The following is a 24400-nucleotide window of genomic DNA, read 5'->3' as shown; positions in this document are numbered from 1 at the left end:
ATACCCCCTTAGTATTTCATTTTTATTCCCTTATTCTTTCAACCCTGTGCCGGAACAAAACTGCCTCCTCCGGTGTAATCTTTCCTGCTTCTAAGGCTTCCAGCATTTTACCCAGGTCTGCTGTAAAGTCTGATTTTTTCTCTTCAGCTTCCATCCTGTCACCCTCCGGTTTTAAGGCAGTATGAAAAGCTTTATCCTCCAGATAAAAATGACGGATTCTTTCCTTTACTTCCGGTTTGGTAAAGGTTTGCCGGTGCATGAGATTTTCCTGCCTGATATACTCCGGTAATTCCTTTAATATCTTTCCTGCCAGATCACTCTTTAAGGTCTTTAAGGTAATTAAGGGTTTTTCCGATAAGGATCTTGCAATATTTAAGGCTTCTTTTAAAACATCCCTGCTCTTTGTAAAAGTAACCCTTGCTCCCTTTTGGTATAATTCCTCCCCGGAGTAAGACTTGGCTGTGTACATCATTTCCGAAGACAGATTGATGCCGAATTTCTCCTTTAATATATAGGTAGCTCCCATACCGGGAGTAAATCCATATTTTGCAAATACGGCGCTGTAAATACCTTCTTTTGCCATTATTACAAGATCACCGAATAAACCAAAGAGTAAGCCGCCGCCGGCTGCATGTCCCTGTATAGCCGTAATAACAGGAACAGGTGCTTCTAAAAGTCCCCGGTACAAAAAGGGTGCATCCGTAAAACTGTTCTTCTGATCTGCAATATTTAACAGCTGTTCCTGGGTCCCGCCCATACTGAATATATTCTCATAGCCGGTAACAATGATTGCTTTTATTCTGGAATCCTTTTTAATCTGAGCAAATTTAGCCATTAATCCCAAGACAAGATTTTCAGCAAACATATTCCTGTTTTTTTCGTCCTGCATGGTTATTAAGGCTATGGATTCCTCTATTATTTGTAAGGATACTTCGTTTCCTTTATAATTGCTTTCCGCATACCCAAAATCCAGCTCTTGTTCAAACCCGTTGGAAACAATTTCATTATGAGTATTGGCATTTGCGACCTGGCTGCTTTCTTTGGGAACTCTCTCTTGGAGTAATCTCTCGGCAGGAATTCCATCGGCAGGTGTTCTCTCTTGAAGAATTCTCTCAAAAGGAATTCCATCGGCAGGTGTTCTCTCTTGAAGAATTCTCTCAAAAGAAATTCTATCAGCAGGTGTTCTCTCCTGAAGAATTCTTTCATCAGGAATTCTCTCCTTCGTTTCCGGCTTTTTTTGAAAACTGTTATACCAGTATCTTTTCTTCTCAAAGGGATAGGTCGGTAGAGACAGCGCTTTTGGTTTTTTGTCTGCATAAAATAAATTCCAGTCTATCTTTGCTCCCGTTACCCATCGTTGTGCTAATTCCATGTAATCTTCCTTTTGAAAGCCTTCTTCTATATGGGCAGCATTGAAAGCCTTATTTGAAATATCCTTCTTCTCCGTGATACTGCCTGTTACAAAACTATAATTTTCATTCCTGTCCTTCAGGAAATCGATTAATTTTTGGTGTAATTCCTTTGTATCTGTTGCAATAACAGCAAGCCGGTAATCTTTTTCCTCCCGCCCTGTCTGTAAGGTGTATGCTATCTCCCTCATTTTAACAGGCTGCGTCCAGGTATCATCACTTTCCTGCGTTTCATCTAAGAATCCGGTGTTCTTAATCTGGCTCGGATACCTGTCATTAAGGTATGCGGCAATGCTGTCGACTGTAGGATTTTCCAGTACTTCTCTTACCGTCACATCGATATTGAGCTTCTGATTGATTCTTTCCACAAGGAGATTCAGTTTAACAATATCTAAATTAAGCTCCGAAAATGCTCCCACCTTTTCAACCTCCAAAGCCTCAACCTGAAGCAGCTGCGCAGTTAGTCCGCATATAAGGTTATGTATGTTACGTTCCTGGGTTAGAACGCTCTTTCCATCCTCAGTTTTGCCATTGAGATTTTCAATATAAACACACAGGGCTTTTGCATATTGTTTCAATCTATCCTTATTACGTGCAGATAAAATAATAAGCTGAGGTTTGGCTGTACCTTCATCAGCCGGCTCCTTTTCTGTGTATTCTTCCAAAATAATATGGGCATTGGAGCCGCCTGCACCAAAGGCACTTATTCCGGCTATTCTCGGGCATTTTTTTACTTCTCCCTCTATTTCAACTGCTGGCTGTGCCCATTGGGAACAGCCTCTTTGTAGGTAGAAGGGGGTGTTTTTAAAATCAATATTAGGATTTGTAGCTTCGCTATGTAAAGTTGGGACCAGCTGCTTATGCTTCATCTGCAATATTATTTTCGTTATACCGGCTATTCCGGCGGCTGCTTCCCCGTGACCAATATTGGATTTTACCGATCCGATGGCACAATACTGTTTCTCTCCGGTGTATTTTGTAAAGGCTTTGGTAAGTCCTGTAATCTCAATAGGATCTCCAAGAGAAGTTCCGGTCCCATGAGCTTCCAGATAACTGATTGCTCTTGGATTTATGTTTGCCTTTTCTAATGTTTTTGCTATAAGCTCACTCTGTCTTTTAGGATTTGGCACTGTATAGCCGTTGGTTCTTCCGCCATGATTAATGGAACTTGCCTTTATTACAGCATAGATATGATCTCCATCAGCTTCCGCCTGACTTAGAGATTTTAATATTAAAGCGCCAACCCCCTCCCCTGGTACATAGCCGTCTCCTCCTTCTCCAAAGCTTCTGCATCTGCCGTCTGTGGAAGCAAAGTTGTTGGCACATAGATATTGATGCTTGGTCGGATGTATGGTAAGATTCACTCCGCCGGCAACAGCCATCTGGCATTCTCCGCTGTGTATGCTCTCACAGGCAAAATGTATGGTAGTCAGGGAAGAAGAACACATTGTATCAATAGCAATACTGGGTCCGGTTAAATCAAGGGTATAGGATACCCTGTTTGCAATGGAAGCATAAGAAGAGCTTAGAGCCAAAGGGTTTCCGTAAAGAGTCTCCTCCGCACCGAACATCTGATAATGACCATACATAACACCTACATAAACACCGACCTCATATCCCTTTAGCTTCTCCAGATTATAACCTGCATCTTCCATTGCCTGCCAGGTTACTTCCAGAAATAAACGCTCCTGGGGGTCCATCATTTCAGCGTCCCTTGGGGTAATGCCAAAAAACAGCGGGTCAAACATATCATAATCTGATAAGAAACCTCCCCATTTACTGTATGCCTTGTCTTTTATACCCTTTTCCTTATTGTAATATTTTTGGTAATCCCATCGCTCCTGAGGAATTTCCGTAATACAGTCCATACCCTTTTTCAGATTTTCCCAGAATTCCTCCAGATTCTCTGCCATAGGGTATTTGCCGCTTATACCGATAATAGCAATATCATCAGCATTTCGGTTATTGATTATTCTGCTGTTTACAGCAGGGCTTACAGAAGGTATGTCTGGGGCTTTATTAGCCAGCACACAGTTACTCTCAATCGCTCTTTCTGGGTCACTGCTTGCAGATACATTAAAAAATCGATTCTTCCCAATTCTCTTTTCTTTCTTTGTATCTTTTCCCTGTTCAGATGAACCTGCTAAGGGCTTAGAATCTTTCTGCACATTAGGAAGCAATTTATCCAGAAGGATTTCTTTATAGCTTTCTGTAAAGTATTGAACTAATTCCTGAAGATTCTGATATTCAAAAAATAAAGTTTTTGAGACAGGCCCAAAATCCTTCTCAATCTTATTTGTCATTTTTACAATGGACATGGAATTGATGCCATATTTCTCCCAGGGTTCTGTGGAAATAAAGCTGCTTTCGGCTAACTTTAATTCTTCCGACAGAATCTTTTTCAGATAATTCTCTGTAACTTCACTCAAATCAGCAGGGGTCGTTACAAGGTCTGTTTTAGCTGAGTCTGCTTCCTTCACTGCTCCCTTTAGAAGACCGTCTATTATTTCAAGTTTATCTTTTTCTGTCTGGACTACAATTATCTGCTCATAAGGGCTGTTTAGAGCTCTTAGTAAAACTTCCATCCCTTTTTCATTACCAATTGCCTGCAGCCCGTAGTTTTCCCATAACCACTCTTTTTGCTGCTGTTCAATCTGCATACCGCCATTTTCCCATAAAGGCCAGTTAATGGCTCTGATTCTGGTGTCTGGAAGCTCCTTCTTAAGATACCCGGCATAATGATCTAGAAAAGCGTTGGCATAGGAATAATCTATTTGACCGACATTGCCGAAGGTACCAGCCAATCCGGAAAAGAATACCAAAAAATCTACGGGATAACTTTTTAACCTTTCGCTGATATAAATGGAGCCATATATTTTAGGGCCAAATACTTCTTCAATCGTTTCCTGCTGTTTATTAAGTGCCAGAGTATCCTGAAATACCCCGGCACAATGAAAGATTCCGTTTATCGGTCCGAATTTGGAAGTCCCCGCTTCCAACAGATAATTGACATCATCTTTTTTACTTACATCGGCTCGAAGATATATAACGTCTGCGCCTAGCCTTTTTAATTCTTCTAACTCCTGCTTCTTTAAAGCACTTAATATGGAACGGCCTGTCAGAATAATGTTTCCCTGAAAATACTCTGCCAGATAGCGGGCTATAATCATTCCAATACCGCCGGTACCTCCTGTGATGAGATAGGTTCCCTGCTGCTTTATCTGCAGCTGGTCTTCCTGTAAGGGCGGCAGTTGGATTTCCTGGAACTTCCTTTTATATCTGTTTCCGGCATGATAGCTGATCTCTGTCTCCTTCTGGCTGCTGATGAGCTCTCTGGTTATCATTTTAAGCCTGGCGTTCAGCTTATCATTTTCTTTCTGTGGTACTGAGTCTTCTTCCGTTGCTTCCTGAACAACTGCAATGACCTTATAAGTATAATTGGGATTTTCTAAATATATTGTTTTAGCAAAACCACTTATTGCCGCAGAAAGGGGTTCATTTTTACCTTGGGATTCATAAAAAAAGAGTAATCTAAGCTGATTTTTTATTTTTACCTGTAATAACGCCTGGGTAATAAACAGTAAAGAGTAAAAGCTTACTAAAAGCTGATGGGTAATCCCGACCTCTGCTGCAGGAAATTGCGTTTTTGCCCAGAGATGAACAATTCTTTCCGGCAATATGTCCTCTTCCAGTAAATTTTCAAATAACCGGTTATAATCTTCTTTCTCCGATGGATTAATTTCATAAGTATAAGCATCGAATTTGTAGAATTTTTCCCCGGGTGTTACAAGGATAACAGGTGAAGCTTCCAGCTCAGGATCAGCAATGAATGCATTTCTTGTATCACCGTTGTAATCAAAGAGAATTATATTATTTAATAACGTATTGTCCTGGTTCTCAGAGTTTTTTATCTCATTGCTTATCTCACTTTTCTCCCAACATGGCTGAAAGGTTTTGGTAACAGAAGGAGAGTCCTGATTTTGCACTTCGTTCCAGGGCTTAGTTTCCTTCAATAAACGCAAGCCTTCCTTTGCAGTAATTTTCTTCTCTGCTATCAGCTTTAATATTTCACTTCTGCTAAGATACTCCTCACTCATTGGCTTCCTCCATCAATTTTTCCACTTCCCTTGGGGTTAAGGTTCCATTTTCCAGTTGTTCCAGCAGCTCCAGTGTATTATCCTTCTCTTTTTCCTTCCTAAGCTCCCTTATATTGTAGCCCTCGATGAGAGCCAGGATTTCACCCTTCTTATCTGTGATGGAAATGTTAAAGGTAAACGAATTATTCTTTATGGACTCATTTACTTTAATAACATGAGCATAACACTCCGGTTTCAAGGGTTTAAAGAGCTGGATTTCCTGAATGAAAAAAGGAACAAAAGCAGCTTTAGAATCAAACTCCAGATAAGCGGCTAACCCAATGGCTGTTTGTAAAGCACCGTCAAGTATGGAGGGATGTATTCCATACTTATAAAAACTATGGGAAAGGGTAGCCGGAAGCTTAAGATATGCCAGCGCCTCCTCTGAATTGCTGTAAAGCTCTTGTATTACCTGAAAGCTTTGACCGTAATTAAGACTCCTTGCCCTAAAAGAATCATAACACGAAGCTCCCGTTACAACTCTTTCACATCTGCTCTGTATCATCTCCAGCTCCAGCTTATGATTTAAAAGAATATCCGCTGATGTATTTTCCTCAAACTCCAGAACACCCTGGGCATGTGTCAAACGTTCTCTCCCATCTTTTGTATAGATTTCAAATGCTACCTCACTGTCTTCTATACTTAATCCGAGATTAACTTCTTTGTTGTCCGTAATTACAACAGGCATACCCCATATAATATTTTTTATACTTTTTACTGGTAACTCAGCTGCTATTTCACCGCCTGCACGGACCATCTCAATATACGCTGCACCTGGCATGATTTTTTTGCCGTTTATCTCATGGTCTTTTATGAAATCTTCCTCGCCTTCAAACAAGGTTGTATATTTTTGTTCCTTCAGTGTTGATGTGTTATTCCCAAGAAGGGGATGAAGCTCCCGGGAAATATTTCGATTCACAGCAGGTACAGCTGTGTTGCTTTCTATCCAATACCTTTCTTTGGCAAAGGGGTAGGTGGGCAGGGAAACTTTCCTATGATTCTTTGAAACATAGAGTAAGCCCCAATCCAGAGAATAGCCCTTTACATACAAAACTCCTAAATGTGCAAGCTTCTCCTCATATTCCGCTTCCCCGGGTATCGCTACACGAAGTTCCTCTGCTAATTCATTACCCGACTTTTGCTCCCCTGGTTCCGGCCTGAAATTCGTACTGATATAATCACCAACAAGTATTTTACCAGCCGGTGATTGATTTATTGCAAGTTTCAGTTTCTGAACCAATTCAGCTATGGATTTAACAACAAAAGCTGCCCTGTAGGAAAAATGGCTTCTTCCCAGCAGCAGTGTATATGCTATATCCCCCAGAGAATGAGCATTATCATCTGCTGACAGCCAGTTTGCCATATCGGTTAACTTAAGCCGTAATGCTGCTTCTGTCTTTGCCGATACTGTCACGAGATAATAGGGTAAGGCCACCGGTTTATTAATTGGCTCTTCCAGATATTCTTTCATTACCATATGACTGTTGGTACCGCTGATACCAAAGGCACTGATTGCAGCAGTTCTGGGTATTCCATCTGTTGTGGTCCAGGGTTTTAATTCTGTATTTACATATACCGGGCTATCCTTAAATGAGATGAACTCATTTCCGGTCTCATAGTTTATACTGGGGACAAGTTTCTTATATTTCATGCATAACAGGACCTTCATTAAACTTGCCATACCTGAAGCCTCCAGTGCATGTCCGATATTTGCCTTTACCGCACCGATTGCACAGAATTGTTTTTTATCCGTAAACTTACGGAAGGACTCGCTGAGTGCTTCTATTTCAATGGGATCACCTAATTTAGTACCTGTACCATGGGCTTCAATATAGCTGATGTTTTCCGGGTTAATCTTATATTTACTATAGACCTCATATTCCAGTGCCGCCTGGGAAGGGGCACTGGGAGCAGTGATTCCGTTGCTTTTTCCATCCTGATTAATTCCGGTACCAAGGATGACGCTGTAAATATGGTCACCGTCTTCCAGGGCTTTATCAAGCTTCTTAAGCACTACTGCTCCGACTCCCTCCGCAGGAATAAAGCCGTCCGCCTTGTTGTCAAAAGGACGGCACTTATCGTTATAGGAAAGCATACCCGTGCTGCTTGCGATCGTATGGAAATAAGGTGTAGGGAATACATTGACCCCACCGGCTATTGCTATTTCTGAATCTCCCGAAATAATACTTGCGCAGGCCTGATGGAGTGCCACCAGGGAGGAGGAACAGGCAGTGGTCACTACCATGCTGGGGCCTCGTAAATTAAGCAAATAGGAGATCCTTGCAGATAAAATAGGAAGGGTATTGCCGGTAAATACATAATTGCTTTTCTCAATCCCGCTCTCTTCTATAAGCTGCATATAATAACTATCATTGCAGCCTACATATACTCCGCATTTCCTTTCATCCAGATATTCATCTGAAAATCCCGCATCCTCCAATGCCTTCCAGGCTTCCTGCAAAAATATCCTTTGCTGTGGGTCCATTAGCTCGGCTTCTCTGGGGGAAATGTTAAAGAATAAAGGATCAAACTTATCTGCATCGGCTAACATACCCGATGTTTTGATATAGCTCTTGTTGGGTACCTGGGGATCGGGATCATAAAAGCTGTCCAGTTTCCATCGGTCAATTTCTGTGACAGAATTTTTACCACTGCATAGATTTTCCCAGTACTCAGTTAAGGTAGCTGCTCCCGGAAACATACCGGACATGCCAACGATTGCAATATTCATGGAAGGATCATGGATTGCGGAGTTGTATGTGGCTGAAGTTTCCGAATCCAGATTTTTTCTCCTATCAATGTCATTAACATCATTTAATAATTTAGTGTTTCTGCCCAGATATTCTTTGCTGTTACTGTTATACTCACCGTCTCTGTAATCCTCGACGTTTCTGAAATTCTCGCTGTTTCTGCTGTCCTCCCCATTACAGTCTTTTACCTTACCATTACTTTCGTCTTCCTCTAATTTATTTAATTTGAAATCCAACTGTATCTGGTTATGATATTGTTTAAAAATATATTCTTTTAATTTTAATGTGGTCGGATAATTAAACAAAGCCGTGGAATTAAGCTCAATTCCAAGCTTTTCATTGATTTTACTTATGATCTGTCCCGATAAAATGGAATCCACACCATACTCTTTATAAGGTGTATTGATATCCAACTCCTCTTTGTTGATCTTTAATACCACCGCCAGGCAGTCCAGAATGGCAGCTTCTACAAATTGCTCCGTATTCCTGTTATCCTTTTGATCGTTGTTGAAAGGGAGAGACTGATTTACCAGATTCTCTTCCACTTCTTTAAGCGGTTTTATTACCGGTCCTTTTACAGCTTCCTTTTTTACAGGAAGCTTAACCTCACCGTCACTTTCAGAAATAATGACATTCTGGTGCAAATAAATATCTTCCTGATCCGGCTGCCCAAAGTGTTTTACATTTCGATAGCCCTCTTCCAGTAAGAGCTTTCTCCACATTGGATTATTCAGTAAAGGAGAACCTTTCATACGGCTGCTCTCGTCTTCAAATAACCACCAGCCATCCAGCAGTCCAAAGGTTAAGGTGGCAACCTCCTCAACTTTTGTATTTTCATTTAAAATCAGCCACCCGCTGTTCTTTAGCAGGACCTTTGCATTTTTTACCGTATTATTGATATTAGCCGTTGCATGCAGAACATTGGTAGCAATAATCAGGTCAAACTCTCCCTGCACATATCCCTGGGAGAGAATATCTTTCTCAACATTTAAGGTTCTGAATCTGACATAGGGATTCTCTGCTCCAAAGGACTCTTTACCATATTTTAAAAAGGCCTCTGAGATATCTGTAAAATCATATTGCAGGCGTTCACCGTATTTCCTGATTCCTTTAAAAACAGTACGGCTTGTTCCTCCTGTTCCGGCACCGATTTCCAATATCTTAATTTTTTCATTTCCCCGAAGGCTCTGTAAACGCTTTTCGATATACGCGTTCACTGCCCAGGTAATGATCTCATTCATATAATCCGATACTTCATTTCCATTATAAATTCGCTCCACCAGTTTCATGGAGGAACCCGGAAATACAATATCTGTAGCCGGGCATTCTCCGCTTAAGATTTCCCAGAAATGTCTGGAACAGGTCCATAGCAACTCCAAATAGGGTATAACCATAGGATAAAGCTCTGACAAACTGACCTTTTCTTCCTCAATCTGCAGTAACTTGCTTTTCAGGACTTCATTTTCTATCCTTTCGGATACTCTTAAGATATCACTTTCCGTCCGAATAATAACTCCATCCTTTTCTAAAATGTTCAGCATACTGTCAAACAGCCTGTTGTATTTTTCAAGAAGCTGTACTTCTTTTTTTAAATCTGCCAGACTGTAAAGCTGTTCCTTCTGCGAAAATATTCCTTTTTTCTGAAAGGCATCCAATAAGATTAAAGCTGTAAATTTCCTTAGTTCCTTAAAGGATTTATCTATTATCAGAAGCCTGTCCTTTCCTAACTCCGGCAGGTCCTCTTTCCTTAATATCTCTGTACTTACAGAATTGTCCTCCTGTTTGTAAGCCGATACCTTAAGGTTCAGGTCCACACCTATATTTTTAAGAACCCCTTCACTTGCTTTTATTGCAAGTGTCTGAGCGGCTTGCGAACTTAAGATTTTCTCAATTCCGTCAATACCTTCCTGTGTCTGGATGGGATATATTCCATTGGCAGATAACCGTCTGCTGTATTCTTCCCCTGCTACGATTCCAACTTCACCCCAATACCCCCAATTGATTAACTTAACGGGATACCCCAAGACCTCATTTTCATACAAAGCAAAGGAATCGGTAAAGGCACAAGCCGCCGAATAATTGCTTTGCCCCTGGTTTCCGATAAAGGTCTGCCCTGATGAAAAATACATTAAAAAGTCCAGATTTTCCTCTTTTACCACATTATGAAGAACTACACTTCCCATTACTTTTGGCGCAAGAACCCGTTTCAGGGTCTCCTCCTCCATATTCCGAAGGGATTGATCCTGCAAAACCAGTGCAGAATGGATTACTCCGTTTATTTTCCCGAATCTGTCCTTTGCTGCCCTGAACACTTCCCTCATACTCTCTGGGTCAGTTATATCTCCCCGGACATAGACTGCTTTTCCACCCAGGGCTTCTATTTGCTTTACTTTTCCTTCTATTTCCTGATTTATTTCCCGCCTGCCGGTAAGCACCAGCTTTCCATGATATTTTTTTGCAATATGCAACGACAGCTCCATACCTATACCACCGGTTCCGCCAATTATGACATATGCTCCATTTTCCTTCAAACCGGCAGCATTCTGACGCGACAGCTTCACCGGGTATATTCTGCGAATATAACTGACCTTGTCTCTGATAACTATTTCTGACTTACTGATTGACAGGTTGTCACAGACTACAGACTGTAATGCAGCTTCCTTTTCCTGGGATAAGATACCTTCTCCGGACAAGTCGATATCAAATCCGCTGACCTGCCAGTTAGGGAATTCTTTCTCTGCTGATTTCATCAAACCAAATGCACCGCCTGCATAAGGAAGACATATATCCTCCGGTAATATTTTATGTACATTGTTCGTAACCAGCTTAAAGGTGATATTGCGGGATTCATAGCCACTATTTATCATAGCCTTAATAAGCCGGTACAAGGACATTACACTTTGCTCCTGAACAAGATCTAAATAATCCAAAGCATTGGAATCGAATTCTCCTGCCGTAATCCCGCCAAAATAGATAAAGGTATCAATATCCTTAGCTTCAGCCAGTAATTTTTCGAAAGAAGCCAGGGAAGTATAATCTAACTTGTACTCCTTGGGAGAAATCCTTTCCGCCCAGGTATCCAGCTTTGCTTTTATTACTTCCTGGTCTTTATATAATTTCTCAACCTCATTACTGATAGCCTCAGATGCCTCATTTAATATGAAAAGAACTTTCCGTGACTTAATGATGCTGTCGGTGTTTCGTTCCGAGGCTTTCATACGTTCCCACCTGGGAATATAGAAAAAGTCATCAGCCTCTGTCACGAGTTCGACGGATTCTTTTCTGTCGTGAAGCTTTTCATGTACTACAACAGGTTTTGCCAGGGAATATTCTCCTTTCGCGAAGGGATATGTGGGAATGGAAATAAGCTGTGGAAAACTAACATCAGCGTATAACCAGTGCCAGTCAATGGCTACCCCTGTTACCCATAACCCGGCAAGCTTATCAAACTCCCTGCTCTTAATTAATGCTTTTACAAATTCTTCACTTGCCGCACCTTCAAAAACCTCCTTGAGGGTAAGCATTTTGGTGTTTCCCTGATAAAGATTTGGTATATATTCTTCCCCGTTGATAAAATCCTGCAATTTCTTCTTTACTTCTTCAAGGTCAGCTGCAACAATCGCAATTCTTTCCTGCATAACCTCACGGCCAACCTGAAGGGTATAGGCCATATTCTGAAACAGGCTGTCCCTATCCCCTTCCGCCTTGTCATTGCAGGTGGCGATATAACTCTGGTGTTTCGCCGCATATTCCTTTAATCTTTTCTCATCTCTGGCTGAAAACACATATATTTGCTGTGACAGCTTCCCTGTGTTTACCGGAAGGGCTGGTTTTATATACTCTTCAATAACGATATGTGCATTGGAACCGCCTGCGCCAAAGGATGAGATCCCGGCCGTCAGGGGGTATTCTTTTGTCTCACCATTCAGGCTTAGGGTACAGCGTGTCCAGGGTTCCAGCTCCTGCTGCACTTTAAATGGGCTGTTATTAAAGTCAATACCCGGATTTAATATCCTGGAATGAAGGGAAGGAACCAGATATCCGTATTTCATCTGTAACAATATCTTTGTAATTCCTGCAATACCCGCCGCACTTTCACAATGACCGATATTGGATTTTACCGACCCGATTCTGCAGAATTGCCTGTCCTCCGTATACTCGCTGAATACTTTATTTAAACCACTGATTTCTATGGGGTCTCCAAGAGCCGTGCCAGTACCATGAGCTTCTATATATCCTATTGCTCTGGGATTGATATCAGCCTTTTTATAAGCCCTGCGTATAACCTCAGCCTGGGCATTGGGATTTGGTACAGTATAGCCATTGGTTTTTCCGCCATGATTGATAGCAGTGCTTTTAATTACTCCATATATATGGTCCCCCTCAGCTATTGCCTTGTCTAGAGGTTTCAGCAATATGGCTCCTACCCCTTCGCCCGGAACATAACCGTCTCCTCCATCTCCAAAGCTCTCACACAAACCTTTGCTGGAAAGGAAATTATTTTGCCCTAAAAGTATATATTTATTGGGATGAAGCGTCACATTGACACCACCGGCAACAGCCATTTCACAATCTCCTTTTTGAAGACTCTGGCAAGCCAGATGTATGGCCGTTAAGGAAGAGGAGCATAAGGTATCCACAGCCATGCTGGGCCCGTGGAAATTAAAGTAATAGGATACTCTGTTTGCAATAGAAGACAGACTTCCGTTCAAAGCAATCATATTCCCCTGTGCCTGCTCCTGGGCGCCGTAAAGCTGGTATTCCTCAAACAAAGCCCCTACAAAAACACCTATATTCCCCTCCATGCCATTTTCTCTGTAACGGCTGCAGGCTTCTTTTGTATAACCTGCATCCTCCAGAGTTTCGTGGACACAGGTAAGGAAGAGTCTCTCCTGGGGGTCAATTATCTCAGCTTCATGGGGAGAGATATTAAAGAACAAGGGATCAAACTGATAAACACCATCTAAAAATCCACCCCACTTGGAATTTACCTTCCCCTCTCTCTGTTTATCCCTGTCATAATATGCCTTGTAATCCCAACGTTCCTCCGGAATTTCTGTAATGCAGTTCCTGCCTGCCTTTAAGTTTTCCCAGTATTCATTCAGATCCTCTGCCTGAGGATATTTGCCGCCCAGACCTATGATAGCAATCTCCGTGAATTTATTTTTTTCTTGTTTTATTTCTTTTTCTTCCTGCTTGAAAGAAGGAAACCGTCTTTTTTGATTTCTTTTCTCAGTCCCGGTTATAAAGGGTATGTATTCCTCTTCGTAAGTAAAACCCTTATCAAAGTCGTTGGTTCGATGGTTATTATTATCCTGGTTTTTATTAAGATGTATATCTATATAAGTTTCCTTATCAACCTCATCCTCATTGCCGGTACCTTTACCATTATCACTATCAGTATTTATTCTAAGTTCCGGTTTTCCGTTACTGGCTGAACCTAAAATCTCCTGCAGTTTTTGTTGATGTTCCACCATGAAGTACTCAGTAATCTCCTCAATGGTCCTGTATTCAAAAAACAGAGTTTTCGGAAGTACTCCAAAGGCCTCCTCCAGTTTATCTGTCATCTGCATAATCATGACCGAATCAATACCATACTCCTCCATAGGCACATCATCTTCAATTTTATGCCTGGGAACCTTTAATTCTTCTGATAACAGCTCTTTAAAATATAACGCAGTACTTTCTTTAGAAATAGAGATTTCTGTATTGCTTCCTTTTTTCTGTATCCCCAGAATATCCTTTAATTTCTGCTGGTACTCGGACATAAAATATTCCGTCAGTTCCCCAATGGTCTGATATTCGAAAAATAAAGTCTTAGGCAGGCTCCCAAAGGTCTCTTCCAATTTATCGGTCATTTGCATGACCATTACAGAATCTATTCCATATTCCTCCATGGGTACATCTTCTTCTATTTTATGTACCGGAACTTTTAGTTCCGCCGACAGCAATTCTTTAAAATACGGCATTGCCCTCTCTTTTATATTTTCTTTCATAGCCAATTTTCCTTTTCAATTTGATGAAATTGTTTTCAAGTAAGCTGGGTGCGAATCGGTCAAGTGCATCGTTGCAGTGTGTTTAAAGAAACCGTACTATTTGTTCACAAATTCACGGATCTTCCTGCCGTCTCCCATTGCAACCATGACTTGTTCCTGCTCCTGTCCATATATTTTATAAAAAGCCTCCAGACCTTTATCCGTCTGTAAGGCTTCCATTCCGGTTTTTACTGCATGACGCTTCTCAGCTTCTTCCGTCATATGCATACCTCCATTCTGCCACAAAGGCCAGTTGATGGATACGGTTCTGCCATAACGCCGGCCGCCCTTTACCAGCTCATTTCTGTACCCTGCATACTCATCCATAAATGCGTTGGCTGCAGCATAATCCGCCTGTCCGGGATTGCCAAGAGATCCTGCAATTGAAGAAAATAAAATAAAAAAGTCCAGTGAAATATCCCCGGCTGCTTTATCAAGATTTATTAAACCGTTTACCTTTGGTTCCAGTACCGTCTGGAGTTCTTCCTTGGTTTTTTTATAAATATAATTATCACGGTTGATACCTGCACAGTAGAGAATTCCATGTAAAGCTCCATACTCTTTGTTGATTTCTTCAATAAGCTCCTGCACTCTCGTAATATCAGTAACATCAGCCTGCTTATACACAAGCGTTGCTCCAAGTTTTTGAAGCTCCCTGAGGCTCTCCTGTTTTTCTTTCTTAAGCTTACCCCGGCCGGTTAATATAATCGTTGGATTTTTAGATTTTTCTGCTATCTCTCTTGCAAAAACTAATCCCAGTTCTCCTCCTCCGCCGGTTATCAGGTATCTTCCGTTATCTCTCCAGGGTTGTTTCTCTCCCAAAACCCCCGTTAATTCCTTCCAGTATTTCACATAACGTTTTCCCTCACGGTAATTAATCTGCTTATCTGCAGGACTTTTGCTGTTAACAATAATTTTTTCTGCCAGATCCGCTGTTGATTCTCCCTGTCCAATTTCAATGATCTGACCATTTATTCCGGGGTTTTCCTGTTCTGCTGTCTTTAGCAGACCGCTTAAGGCTCCATACAGCTTTTCCTCATGGTTATTACGTATAATAAGCTGTACCAGATTTTTCTTACTGCTTTTCCCTGAAAGGACTTTCTTTATTTCCTCGAATATTTGACCGGTATAGGTTCTATACCTTAGCCCTATGTCACTATTGGTATCCTCAAGTTCCATAAAGCTGAAATTTACAGTGTTCCCAGTCAAAGCTTCCGCTAATTGCCCACCGTTTATTTCCGGCACTTCACACAGAATTATCAGATGGTTATCATATTGTACTGTCTCCTCCTTTATAGCAGGCGCCTCTTTCCATTCCGGTGCCAGTAAAAGCAGCTCCCCCTGATTCTGATTGACTATTGACCTTTCAAACTTCTTTAAGGTTAATCCTTTCATTTGAAGACATACTTTACCGGTATCACTGCATAGATCAATATCAAACTTTCTAAGATTATTTCTGCTGTTCTCTGCGTTAATTGACCTTATATAAGCCCATTTAATTTCCGAATTCTGATCAATTACCATAAGGGTCTGCAATGCAAAGGGTACATAAGCCCCCATAGTTCCATTTTCCATCATAAGGCCCATGGTCGCCTGAATGGCAGAATCCAGAATACTTGGATGGAGGGTATAGTCCTTTCTTGTACCTTTGATTTCTTCGGGAAGTTCAAGGCTTGCCAGGATTTCATCTTTTCCCAGATAGAGCCTTTTAATCCCCCTTTGTTCCCTGCCATAATGAAAGCCTATCTGTTCAAAGGCTTTATAGCACTCCTCCTGTAAAATTTCTCTTGTATTACAATTCTGCTGTTTGATACTGATATCTATTTCATATGGTTTTTCAGTAAGTCTTAAGCTTGCTGAACCTTCGACATGTATACCAGAATTCTCCCCGGTTATCTGGTAGTTGATCTGTTCATCATTCTCCAGATATAAGGATATTCTAATTGGTACTGGTTTCTCATTTACTACAACAGCCTTGGCCCAAATGATATTATTTAACTGGAATATGGTATCCTCTTCCTTGCGATCTATTGAGGCTTTTATAGCTGCTAATGCCATTTCCAGATAGGCAACCCCCGGTAAGATCTTCTGACCATGAATGACATGGGCTTTTAAAAAGAATTCATTTCCGGTTAATATAGTCCGGTATTTCTGTTCAGTAAAATCAGATATATTTTCATGAAGCAGGGGGTGAAGAATTGATATCTTACCGGACCCGGTATTGGATTTATCCTTATGAGTCTCGGTAAACCAATAGTTTTCTTTTTTAAAGGGGTAGGTAGGCAGGCTGATAATTTTTGGTTTCTCCTTCCCATAAAGAAGCTTCCAGTCAAAGGATAATCCCTTTGTCCACAAATCAAGTATTTTCTCGTATTTACTATTTTTAGCCCAGTTGCTCAAGGTCTCTTTGAATTCCTGGTCATCCTCAAATATTGCTATGGTTTTTTTATGGGTCTTAACATTACCATAAAAGACTTCCTTTTGTTCTTTTCCTTTTAGGTATAACTCCAGTTTTTCTGTAAGATCCTGTATAGAATCCGCCAGAATGGCTACTCTTTCCGGCATGGTTTCACGTCCGAATTGCAAGGTATAGGCTATGTCAGTAAGTTTGTGATTGGCTGTGCCTTCCTTTCTCAGAAACTCTATGAAATTTTCTGCATAGACTTTTAGCCGTTCTTCCGTTTTTGCAGACAGCAATATAATACTTTTAGGAAAAGTGTAAGCCTTGTCTGCTGCTCTCTCCGTCTGTGTATATTCTTCAATTACAATATGGGCATTGGCACCGCCAAAGCCAAAGGAACTGATACCTGCCCTCCTGGGTAACGGAGCTCCGTGTACATCAACGAGAGCCTCCCAGGGCTTATTGGAGTCTATGACATAAAAAGGACTTCCCTCTAGACGAATCTTATCGTTAAGTTTCTGAAAATGAAGATTTCCGGGAATCATTTTGTTTTTCATGGATAACAATACTTTAAAAACACCGGCAATCCCCGACGCAACCTCCAGGTGTCCTATATTGGATTTAACAGAACCGATTCCGCAATAGTTGTCTTTCAGAACAATTCCTTTTGCTTTTGCAGCTTCTTCAAAGGCTTTTTTTAGCCCGTTTACTTCAATGGGATCTCCCAGGCTGGTTCCTGTTCCATGGGCTTCTATGTAGGATATGGTATCAGGTGTTATATTACCTTTTTCCAAGGCAGTAAGCACTGCTTCCGCCTGTGCATTCGGACTTGGGGCTGTTAGTGAGTTGGTAAGACCGCAATGGTTTACGGCAGTTCCTTTTATTACTCCATGTATTTGATTCCCCTCCTCAATTGCTTTGCTAAGAGGTTTCAACAGGATCGCTCCCACTCCTTCCGCTCTGACATATCCATTGGCAGACATATCAAAGGTCTTGCACCTGCCGTCTTTGGAGAGCATTCCTGCATGACTGAAGGATAAATAGGGACGGGGGGTGCACATAAGATTAACACCGCCGGCAACCGCCATCACACATTCTCCGTTTTGGATTGCCTTCACTGCCTGGTGGATTGCCACAAGGGAGCTGGAACACGCAGTATCTACCACAGTGCTTGGCCCATGCAGATTCAAAAGATAGGAGATCCGGTTTGCAATAATACAAAAATACGACCCCGTGGCCGCATAAATGTCTAAGTTTATATCACTTTCTGCAATCAGCTGATTATAATCATCATTCCCTACACCAATAAAAATACCAGTATTCGAACCTGCTACAGTCGAAGCTTTATAGCCTGCGTCCTCGAACACCCTCCATACCTCCTCCAGCAAAATACGCTGCTGAGGATCCATTAATTCAGCTTCTCTGGGAGAGATATTAAAAAATTGTGCATCGAAACCTTTTATATCCTTTAAGAAACCACCGCATTTATTATTTGCTTTATTGCCTTTATGGGGATCTCCGTAATATTCCTCTTTGTCCCAACGATCCATTGGAATTTCTGTTACCAGATCCTCCTGGTTAACTAAATGCTCCCAGAATTCAGATAAATTCTCTGATTGGGGCAATCGTCCGCTCATTCCTATTATGGCGATATCATCTGTGGCTGCTGGCGTTATGTTACTCATTTTATTATAGGCGGTGGTACTTTCTGTAAATAATTCAGATAACTCCCTTATAGGTCCCGGGCTTCTTTCTACTTGCTCCCACCCGCCTTCTGTCATCATCGGCTGATATTTTATTTGCTCTGGCAGACTTTCAGTTTGCTTTGACTTATTTGTTATTTGCTCTGACAGGCTTTCGGTTTGCTTTGACTTATTTGTTATTTGCTCTGGCAAACTCTCTATTATCTTCGGCTGGCTTTCAAGGGAGGAATCTATATATTCAGGGGCAGGTTCCCGGTATTGCATAACAGAGTGCATATATTTCTCATTTAAGTAATTTCCAATTTCCTTCATAGTGGAATACTCAAACAGCAAAGTTGAGTCAATGTCAGTATCCAAACGGGTATTGATCATATCGGTGAATTCATTGAGTGCAACGGAATCCAGGCCGAATTCACGCAAATCCGTATTCTCATCTATTTCCTTTTCCTCTATACATAATAACTCTGCAAGCATGGCAACAAGCAGTTTTTCCACATTTTTTTCACCCTCTGTCAGAGTTTCCCTTGAAATTTCTGTGTTCCCTTTCCCTCTCATATTGCCTCCCTTATAATCTTATGATTTTAAATCTGTTCGATATTGTTTTTATAACAGTTGATATGATTCTTAGACAGGAAACCTTCAAATTTTTTTTCATCAGCCACTACGATTACTTGATTTAATTCACTTTGCAATATGTGTATGAAATCCTCCGTACCGGCTTCTGATGAAATCAAACCTGTCTTGTTTTCAAAATTATGAATGGCAGCACTGGATTTACCCATTCCGGTATTCTCCCATAATGTCCAATTAATACTGATACACCTTCCAGGGTAGGAATTTTGCCTGCGATAATCCATAAAGGCATCAAGGACTCCGTTTGCATAGGCATAATCGGCCTGTCCCACATTTCCAGTGATAGAAACGACAGAAGAGAAAGCCACAAAAAACTTTAAAGGTTCCTTAGCCGTAGCTTCATTCAGGATATATGTACCTATGGTCTTTGGCTTTAATACCTCTTTAAAATCCTTCCACCCTTTGCTGATCAGAAGCTTATCATTATTTTTTCCTCCACAATGAATAACTCCCTGGATATTTTTATATTTATGTTTTATTTTATTTATTAGTTCTTCCGCTTCCCTTGCATTTGCTATATCACACTCATAATAGTCCACAAAGGCATTTGACTTATTATGGTTTAAGGCTAATAATTGTTCCTTTTTTACAGAATAAAAGGAGGATGAACCAACAATTAGTATATTGGCTTTTACCAGCTCACTGATTTTTTGAACCAGCTTGCTGCCTACTCCCCCTAAACCTCCGATAATCAGATAGGTATCTCCGTCTTCTAAGAGAGGAAGGTTTGAGTAACTTATAATAGTTTCTGATACGAGGCCTTTGGTATACCTGTTATTACCCCGATAGGCCACCATTATGTCTTTATGCTTGTTTTTAAGTTCCATAAACATATCTGAAACCATATCAGGCTCTGTTTTGTTTATTTCCGTCTCAAAATCAACGATGGTAACAGATAATCTTGGCATTTCCTGACTTATTGACCGTACCAGGGCTTCAAGACCACCGTAGATAAAATTATTTCCTTTATCCTTGTTAACTACAATCTTACTGTCTTTTACGCCAATTATAAGGTTGGTAATTTTACCGGATTTTCTTTTTAACAGGGCTTGGAGCAAGTTAAATATTCCCTGTATATGCTCTTCTTCTGTTTTCTCTAATCTATTGGGAGAGGTATTGTATTCAGTTATTCCATCCTTTTGGTTTCCCCACAGATAATACATATCGTAATCCAAAGTACCATAAGAATGATTTTCCAGGGATTCCAATAAGGCAATATAATCACTTTGCAGCTTAAGGTTAATGCTAAATACATTATCCTGTTCCTTCAAACAGCTTCCTTTAAAAATAAAATACACCTTTTCATAGCTTTTCTCTAAAATTCCTATTGTTCTGTTAGTTCCATTAATTATCATCTCATCATTAGCAAAGATTACAGCACATTTGCGATTCCTGCCTGTATCTTCCGCATCAACTTCCAGTTTTTCTTCAACCCAGACAGGTTTGTAATGATATAAGGCGGATACATCTTTTTTATAATTGACTGCTTTATGCATAAAATCTTTAGGGCAAGCTTTTAAACAGAGACCCTCAATAGAAATAACAGGAACTCCCACCCCATTAAATACTTCTAAGGAAGCGATGATATTCCCGTCTTGTTTACGAATATTTATTTTATCAATTGCAGCGTAACAGGTTCCTTTCAGCTCACCCATAATGGTTATTTTAGATATTTTAAAAGGAATGCAGATGGTATTCGTTAAGTTTAAATTTCCTTCCAGATATTCCACTGCCAATACTGATTGTATTACTCCATCTAAAAGTTCTGCACTTAGCTGCCTGCTTTTCCTGGCTTTCTGTTCCATTAAGTTGATAAAATAACCATTGTTTATCTTCCAAATCTTCTGAATAACTTGTAAACTCTCTCCGTATTGATATCCCCTGGAGAATAAAAAAGGGTAGAGTTCTTTAAAATCTATTTTGGGATAGGAATCAATAGATGTTATATTAACCGGTATCTGAGGAACATAATCTATCACCAAATATTCCCCTTTTGACAATACTTCCTCCTCCGAAACAAGTCGAAACCGGTTATTCTCTAACTGGGGGATTACTGCTTTTTTATTAATAACAATGCCAGGCTTCGTAAAATATATATTCTTAAGTGTTATGATAGATTTCTGCGTTTCCGTTTTAAGCTTATCCACAAGGAGTTCGAGCATAAAAGCTCCGGGGATAAGGTTTTTGCCGGTGATTATATGATCTCTGATTATGGTATCTTCAGTCGTTAAAATGATAGGTGTATCTGTAAATACTGACATCTCTGCTGTTTTAATTTCTGAAACTTTCATATCTTTCATTTCAAAGCCTGTAGATTTAACTCTTAAAGGCTCTGTTTTATCAATTACGAGTTTTTTTCCGTTCAAAGGTAATAAAAATGGACTTTGATCAAATTCATATACCGGTAACGGAACTTTATAATACATTTCTTCCGGAAATACCTTCTCCCAATTAATATCAGCTCCCTTAAGCCAGGCTTTAAGTACCAGATCTGTAAGAAGCTCACTCAGTTCTTTTTGTTCTTCTGGTTCTACAAGAATATATTCTGCATTTTCTTCTGGTTCTTTTACATTGGCAGATTCAATGGCATCTCCAAGCTTCAGCCAGGTTTCATAATCTTTAATCTCAGACAGTTCATGATTAATTACTTCAGTTAATTCATATCTTTTCCCTGCACCTTGAAGTCTCTTGCTGATATTCCCTGCAATTGTTTCGAAATCCGGTTCATGGGCTCCGAACAACTGAACAAGTTCTTCTTTTCTAACCAGATTATCCTCTACTAAATTAAGAAGCTCTGTTAATTGACGGGTACAATTAAGCTCTTCCATCCTTAAATCCCATTTCTGGTTTAACCTTCTAAGAGAACTGCTAATAAGAACAATCGCCAGCAATTGCTCTTTTGATCTTTGAAAATCACGATACTCAGAAAATAAAAGTTCTTCTATACTCATACCGGTTTGTGTTAACGCATTATTCCATTCCTCTAATAACTTGCGAAAAGAAGGAACACTATGATACAAGACCCTTGCTTTTTGCAGGTATTTGATAAAGCCGCTAAATTCTATCTGTATACCATCCACTAATTTTTTTATATTTCTTCCTGTGATTTGATATGGCAAAATCTCTTGCAAAAGATTTTGCTCTGCCCTATAATCAAGGTCCCCCGTGTAATAAAGGAAAGTAACACTGGGTCTGTGAAAGCTTAAGCTGCTGCTTTCACTTTTTCCCATAAGATAATGAAGGATATCTTCCGGTTCTAATATTCCGCTAACTCCAAGTGCAGCCCAGAATCCCATACCGCTATAAGAAATGGAATCAAACTGAATGCCCAGTTCTTGTAAAGTTACCGCAAAAGAATAGGATACCATAAAGGAATACAGCTTTTTATCAGCCTCTTTCCATTTTCTCTTAAGCAGGCCATTCCACTCCCCGGCTTTCATAAACTTTCTAAAACCTTCCAGGCAAGTGTGAAAGCCTGGTTGTTTTTCATATAACTTTTTAAAATCGCCAAACCCTGTCAGCTTCAAATCACACAGGTGCAATAACCGTTTATCAAAGCTTACTACATTAGGTTTTAAGACCGGTTCCTTTAAACTTTCTATAAGCTCTTTTTTATTCTTAACCTTTATTCCATAACGAAAACGGAAACCGGAACGGCTTGCCTTTGCAGTTCCAAGAATATCATAAAAGCTTAAAGCCTGAAATTCCCGGGTGGTAACAAAGCTTCTCCAGCTATCCATAAGCATTGCAAGGCTTTTTGAACTTTTTGCCGATAATAAAAATACATTGATATTCCCTGAAGCTTCTGCCTTTTTCTCTGTCTGATATTCCTCTAACAGAACGTGACAGCCGGCACCGCCGAATCCATATGAACTTATTCCTGCACGTAAAGGTATTGTTTCCTCTAAACGCTTCCAGTCACTTAAGTTATCCGCCGGAGTAAAAGGAGTCGCCTTAAAATCTATAATAGGATTCAGTTGTTTGATATTTAGAGTTTTAGCTATTTTATGATTCTTCATCATAAGCACAGTTTTTATCAAACCTGCAAGCCCCGAAGTCCCTTCCAAATGACCGATATTGGTTTTAACAGAGCCGATTTTACAATACCCGGAGGCCTTTGTGTATTCCCTGAAAGCTCTGGTCAGCCCCTCCACCTCAATAGGATCTCCCAGGGGAGTGCCGGTACCGTGAGCTTCTACATAACTTACTGTCTCCGGGGTAAACCCGGCTTCTGAATATGCTGATAAAATTAATTTTTTCTGTTCGCTTACCTTAGGGGCTGTGATTGAAATATGCTCTCCGATATGACTTGCTTTGACAGCCTTGATAACAGCATGGATATGATTTCTTTGCGCAACGGCATCTTCCAAACGCTGCAAAAGCAAGACTCCTGCTCCCTCTCCCGGAACATAACCATCCGCATTGGCATCAAAGGTTTTACATTGTCCCTCCGGACTTAGCATCCTTGCCTTTGAATAAGAAATATAGCGTCCCTGGTGCAAAACATAATTAGCACTTCCTACCAGAACATAATCACATTCACCGCTCTTTAATACTCTTACCGCTTCGTTAACAGCAACTAAAGAGGCAGCACAGGCAGCCTCTACCGACAGACTTTGTCCCGTCAGTCCAAAGGCATAAGATATCCTGTTTGCAGAAATACATTGGTAATTTCCTAAATTCGTATAGCTGTCAACAGCCTTGTCAACCGCATATGCCCTAAGCCCATAATCATTATGGGAAGCATTCATATAAACAGCGGCCTTACCTCTTTGCAGTTGTTTTATATTTAAACCGGCATCTTCTATACATTGCCAGGCTATTTCCAGTAGTTGTCTCTGATGGGGGTCCATCACAACGGCTTCACGGGGTGATATTTTAAAAAAATGATTATCAAAATACTCCATTCGTTCCACTCTTCCACACCATTTACTGATGCTTTTATCCGCTTCCATAAGAGAAGAATAATACTGTTTGATATCCCACCGCTTTTCATCAATTTCTTTGATTAAGTTATCACCCTTTTCCAGGTGACTCCAAAATTCATTGTAATTATCAGCCTCCGGAAAGCGGCAAGCCATACCTATTATTGCAATATCTGAAGTTCTAACCCCAAGAATATTCATGTTATCTGATTGATTTTCTATCATGACTTCCCTCCTTACCGATATATCTTAAAAACCCTTTGCATTCTAAACAGTTACAATGACTAGCCTTACAAACCTATGAAATAATTTGAAAAATGCTTGTCCGTTCCAACCACCCAGCACGGCACAAGCATTCTATAAACACTCTCTAAGCTATCTTATATATCCAGGTAAATAACATCACCC

At 40.4% G+C, this 24400-nt stretch carries 4 protein-coding genes; all 4 read right to left on the bottom strand.

Annotation, left to right across the window (positions count from 1 at the left end):
• Positions 1-22: 22 nt before the first annotated feature.
• The 4 genes from BR73_RS0110415 to BR73_RS0110405 all read right to left on the bottom strand — a co-directional run bounded on the left by BR73_RS0110415 (position 23) and on the right by BR73_RS0110405 (position 24217).
• Positions 23-5506, bottom strand: a complete 5484-nt coding sequence (locus BR73_RS0110415) for an SDR family NAD(P)-dependent oxidoreductase (RefSeq protein WP_051685118.1) — start codon at positions 5504-5506, stop codon at positions 23-25.
• Entirely contained in the window at positions 5499-14291 is an 8793-nt protein-coding gene (locus BR73_RS26760) for an SDR family NAD(P)-dependent oxidoreductase (RefSeq protein ID WP_051685117.1), read from the bottom strand. Before BR73_RS26760 ends, BR73_RS0110415 begins: the two co-directional genes overlap by 8 nt.
• Positions 14292-14387: 96 nt before the next feature.
• Entirely contained in the window at positions 14388-18989 is a 4602-nt protein-coding gene (locus BR73_RS27330; protein ID WP_051685116.1) for a type I polyketide synthase, read from the bottom strand.
• A 26-nt stretch (positions 18990-19015) separates the two neighbouring features.
• Positions 19016-24217, bottom strand: a complete 5202-nt coding sequence (locus BR73_RS0110405; RefSeq protein ID WP_033165470.1) for a beta-ketoacyl synthase N-terminal-like domain-containing protein — start codon at positions 24215-24217, stop codon at positions 19016-19018.
• Between the last annotated feature and the right edge of the window lie 183 nt (positions 24218-24400).

Origin of the sequence: Clostridium sp. KNHs205 (assembly GCF_000702945.1) — a bacterium.
GTDB lineage: Bacteria > Bacillota > Clostridia > Lachnospirales > Lachnospiraceae > Anaerocolumna.
Note: the sequence above shows the minus strand (reverse complement) of the source record. Positions and strands in the feature narration are given on the sequence as shown.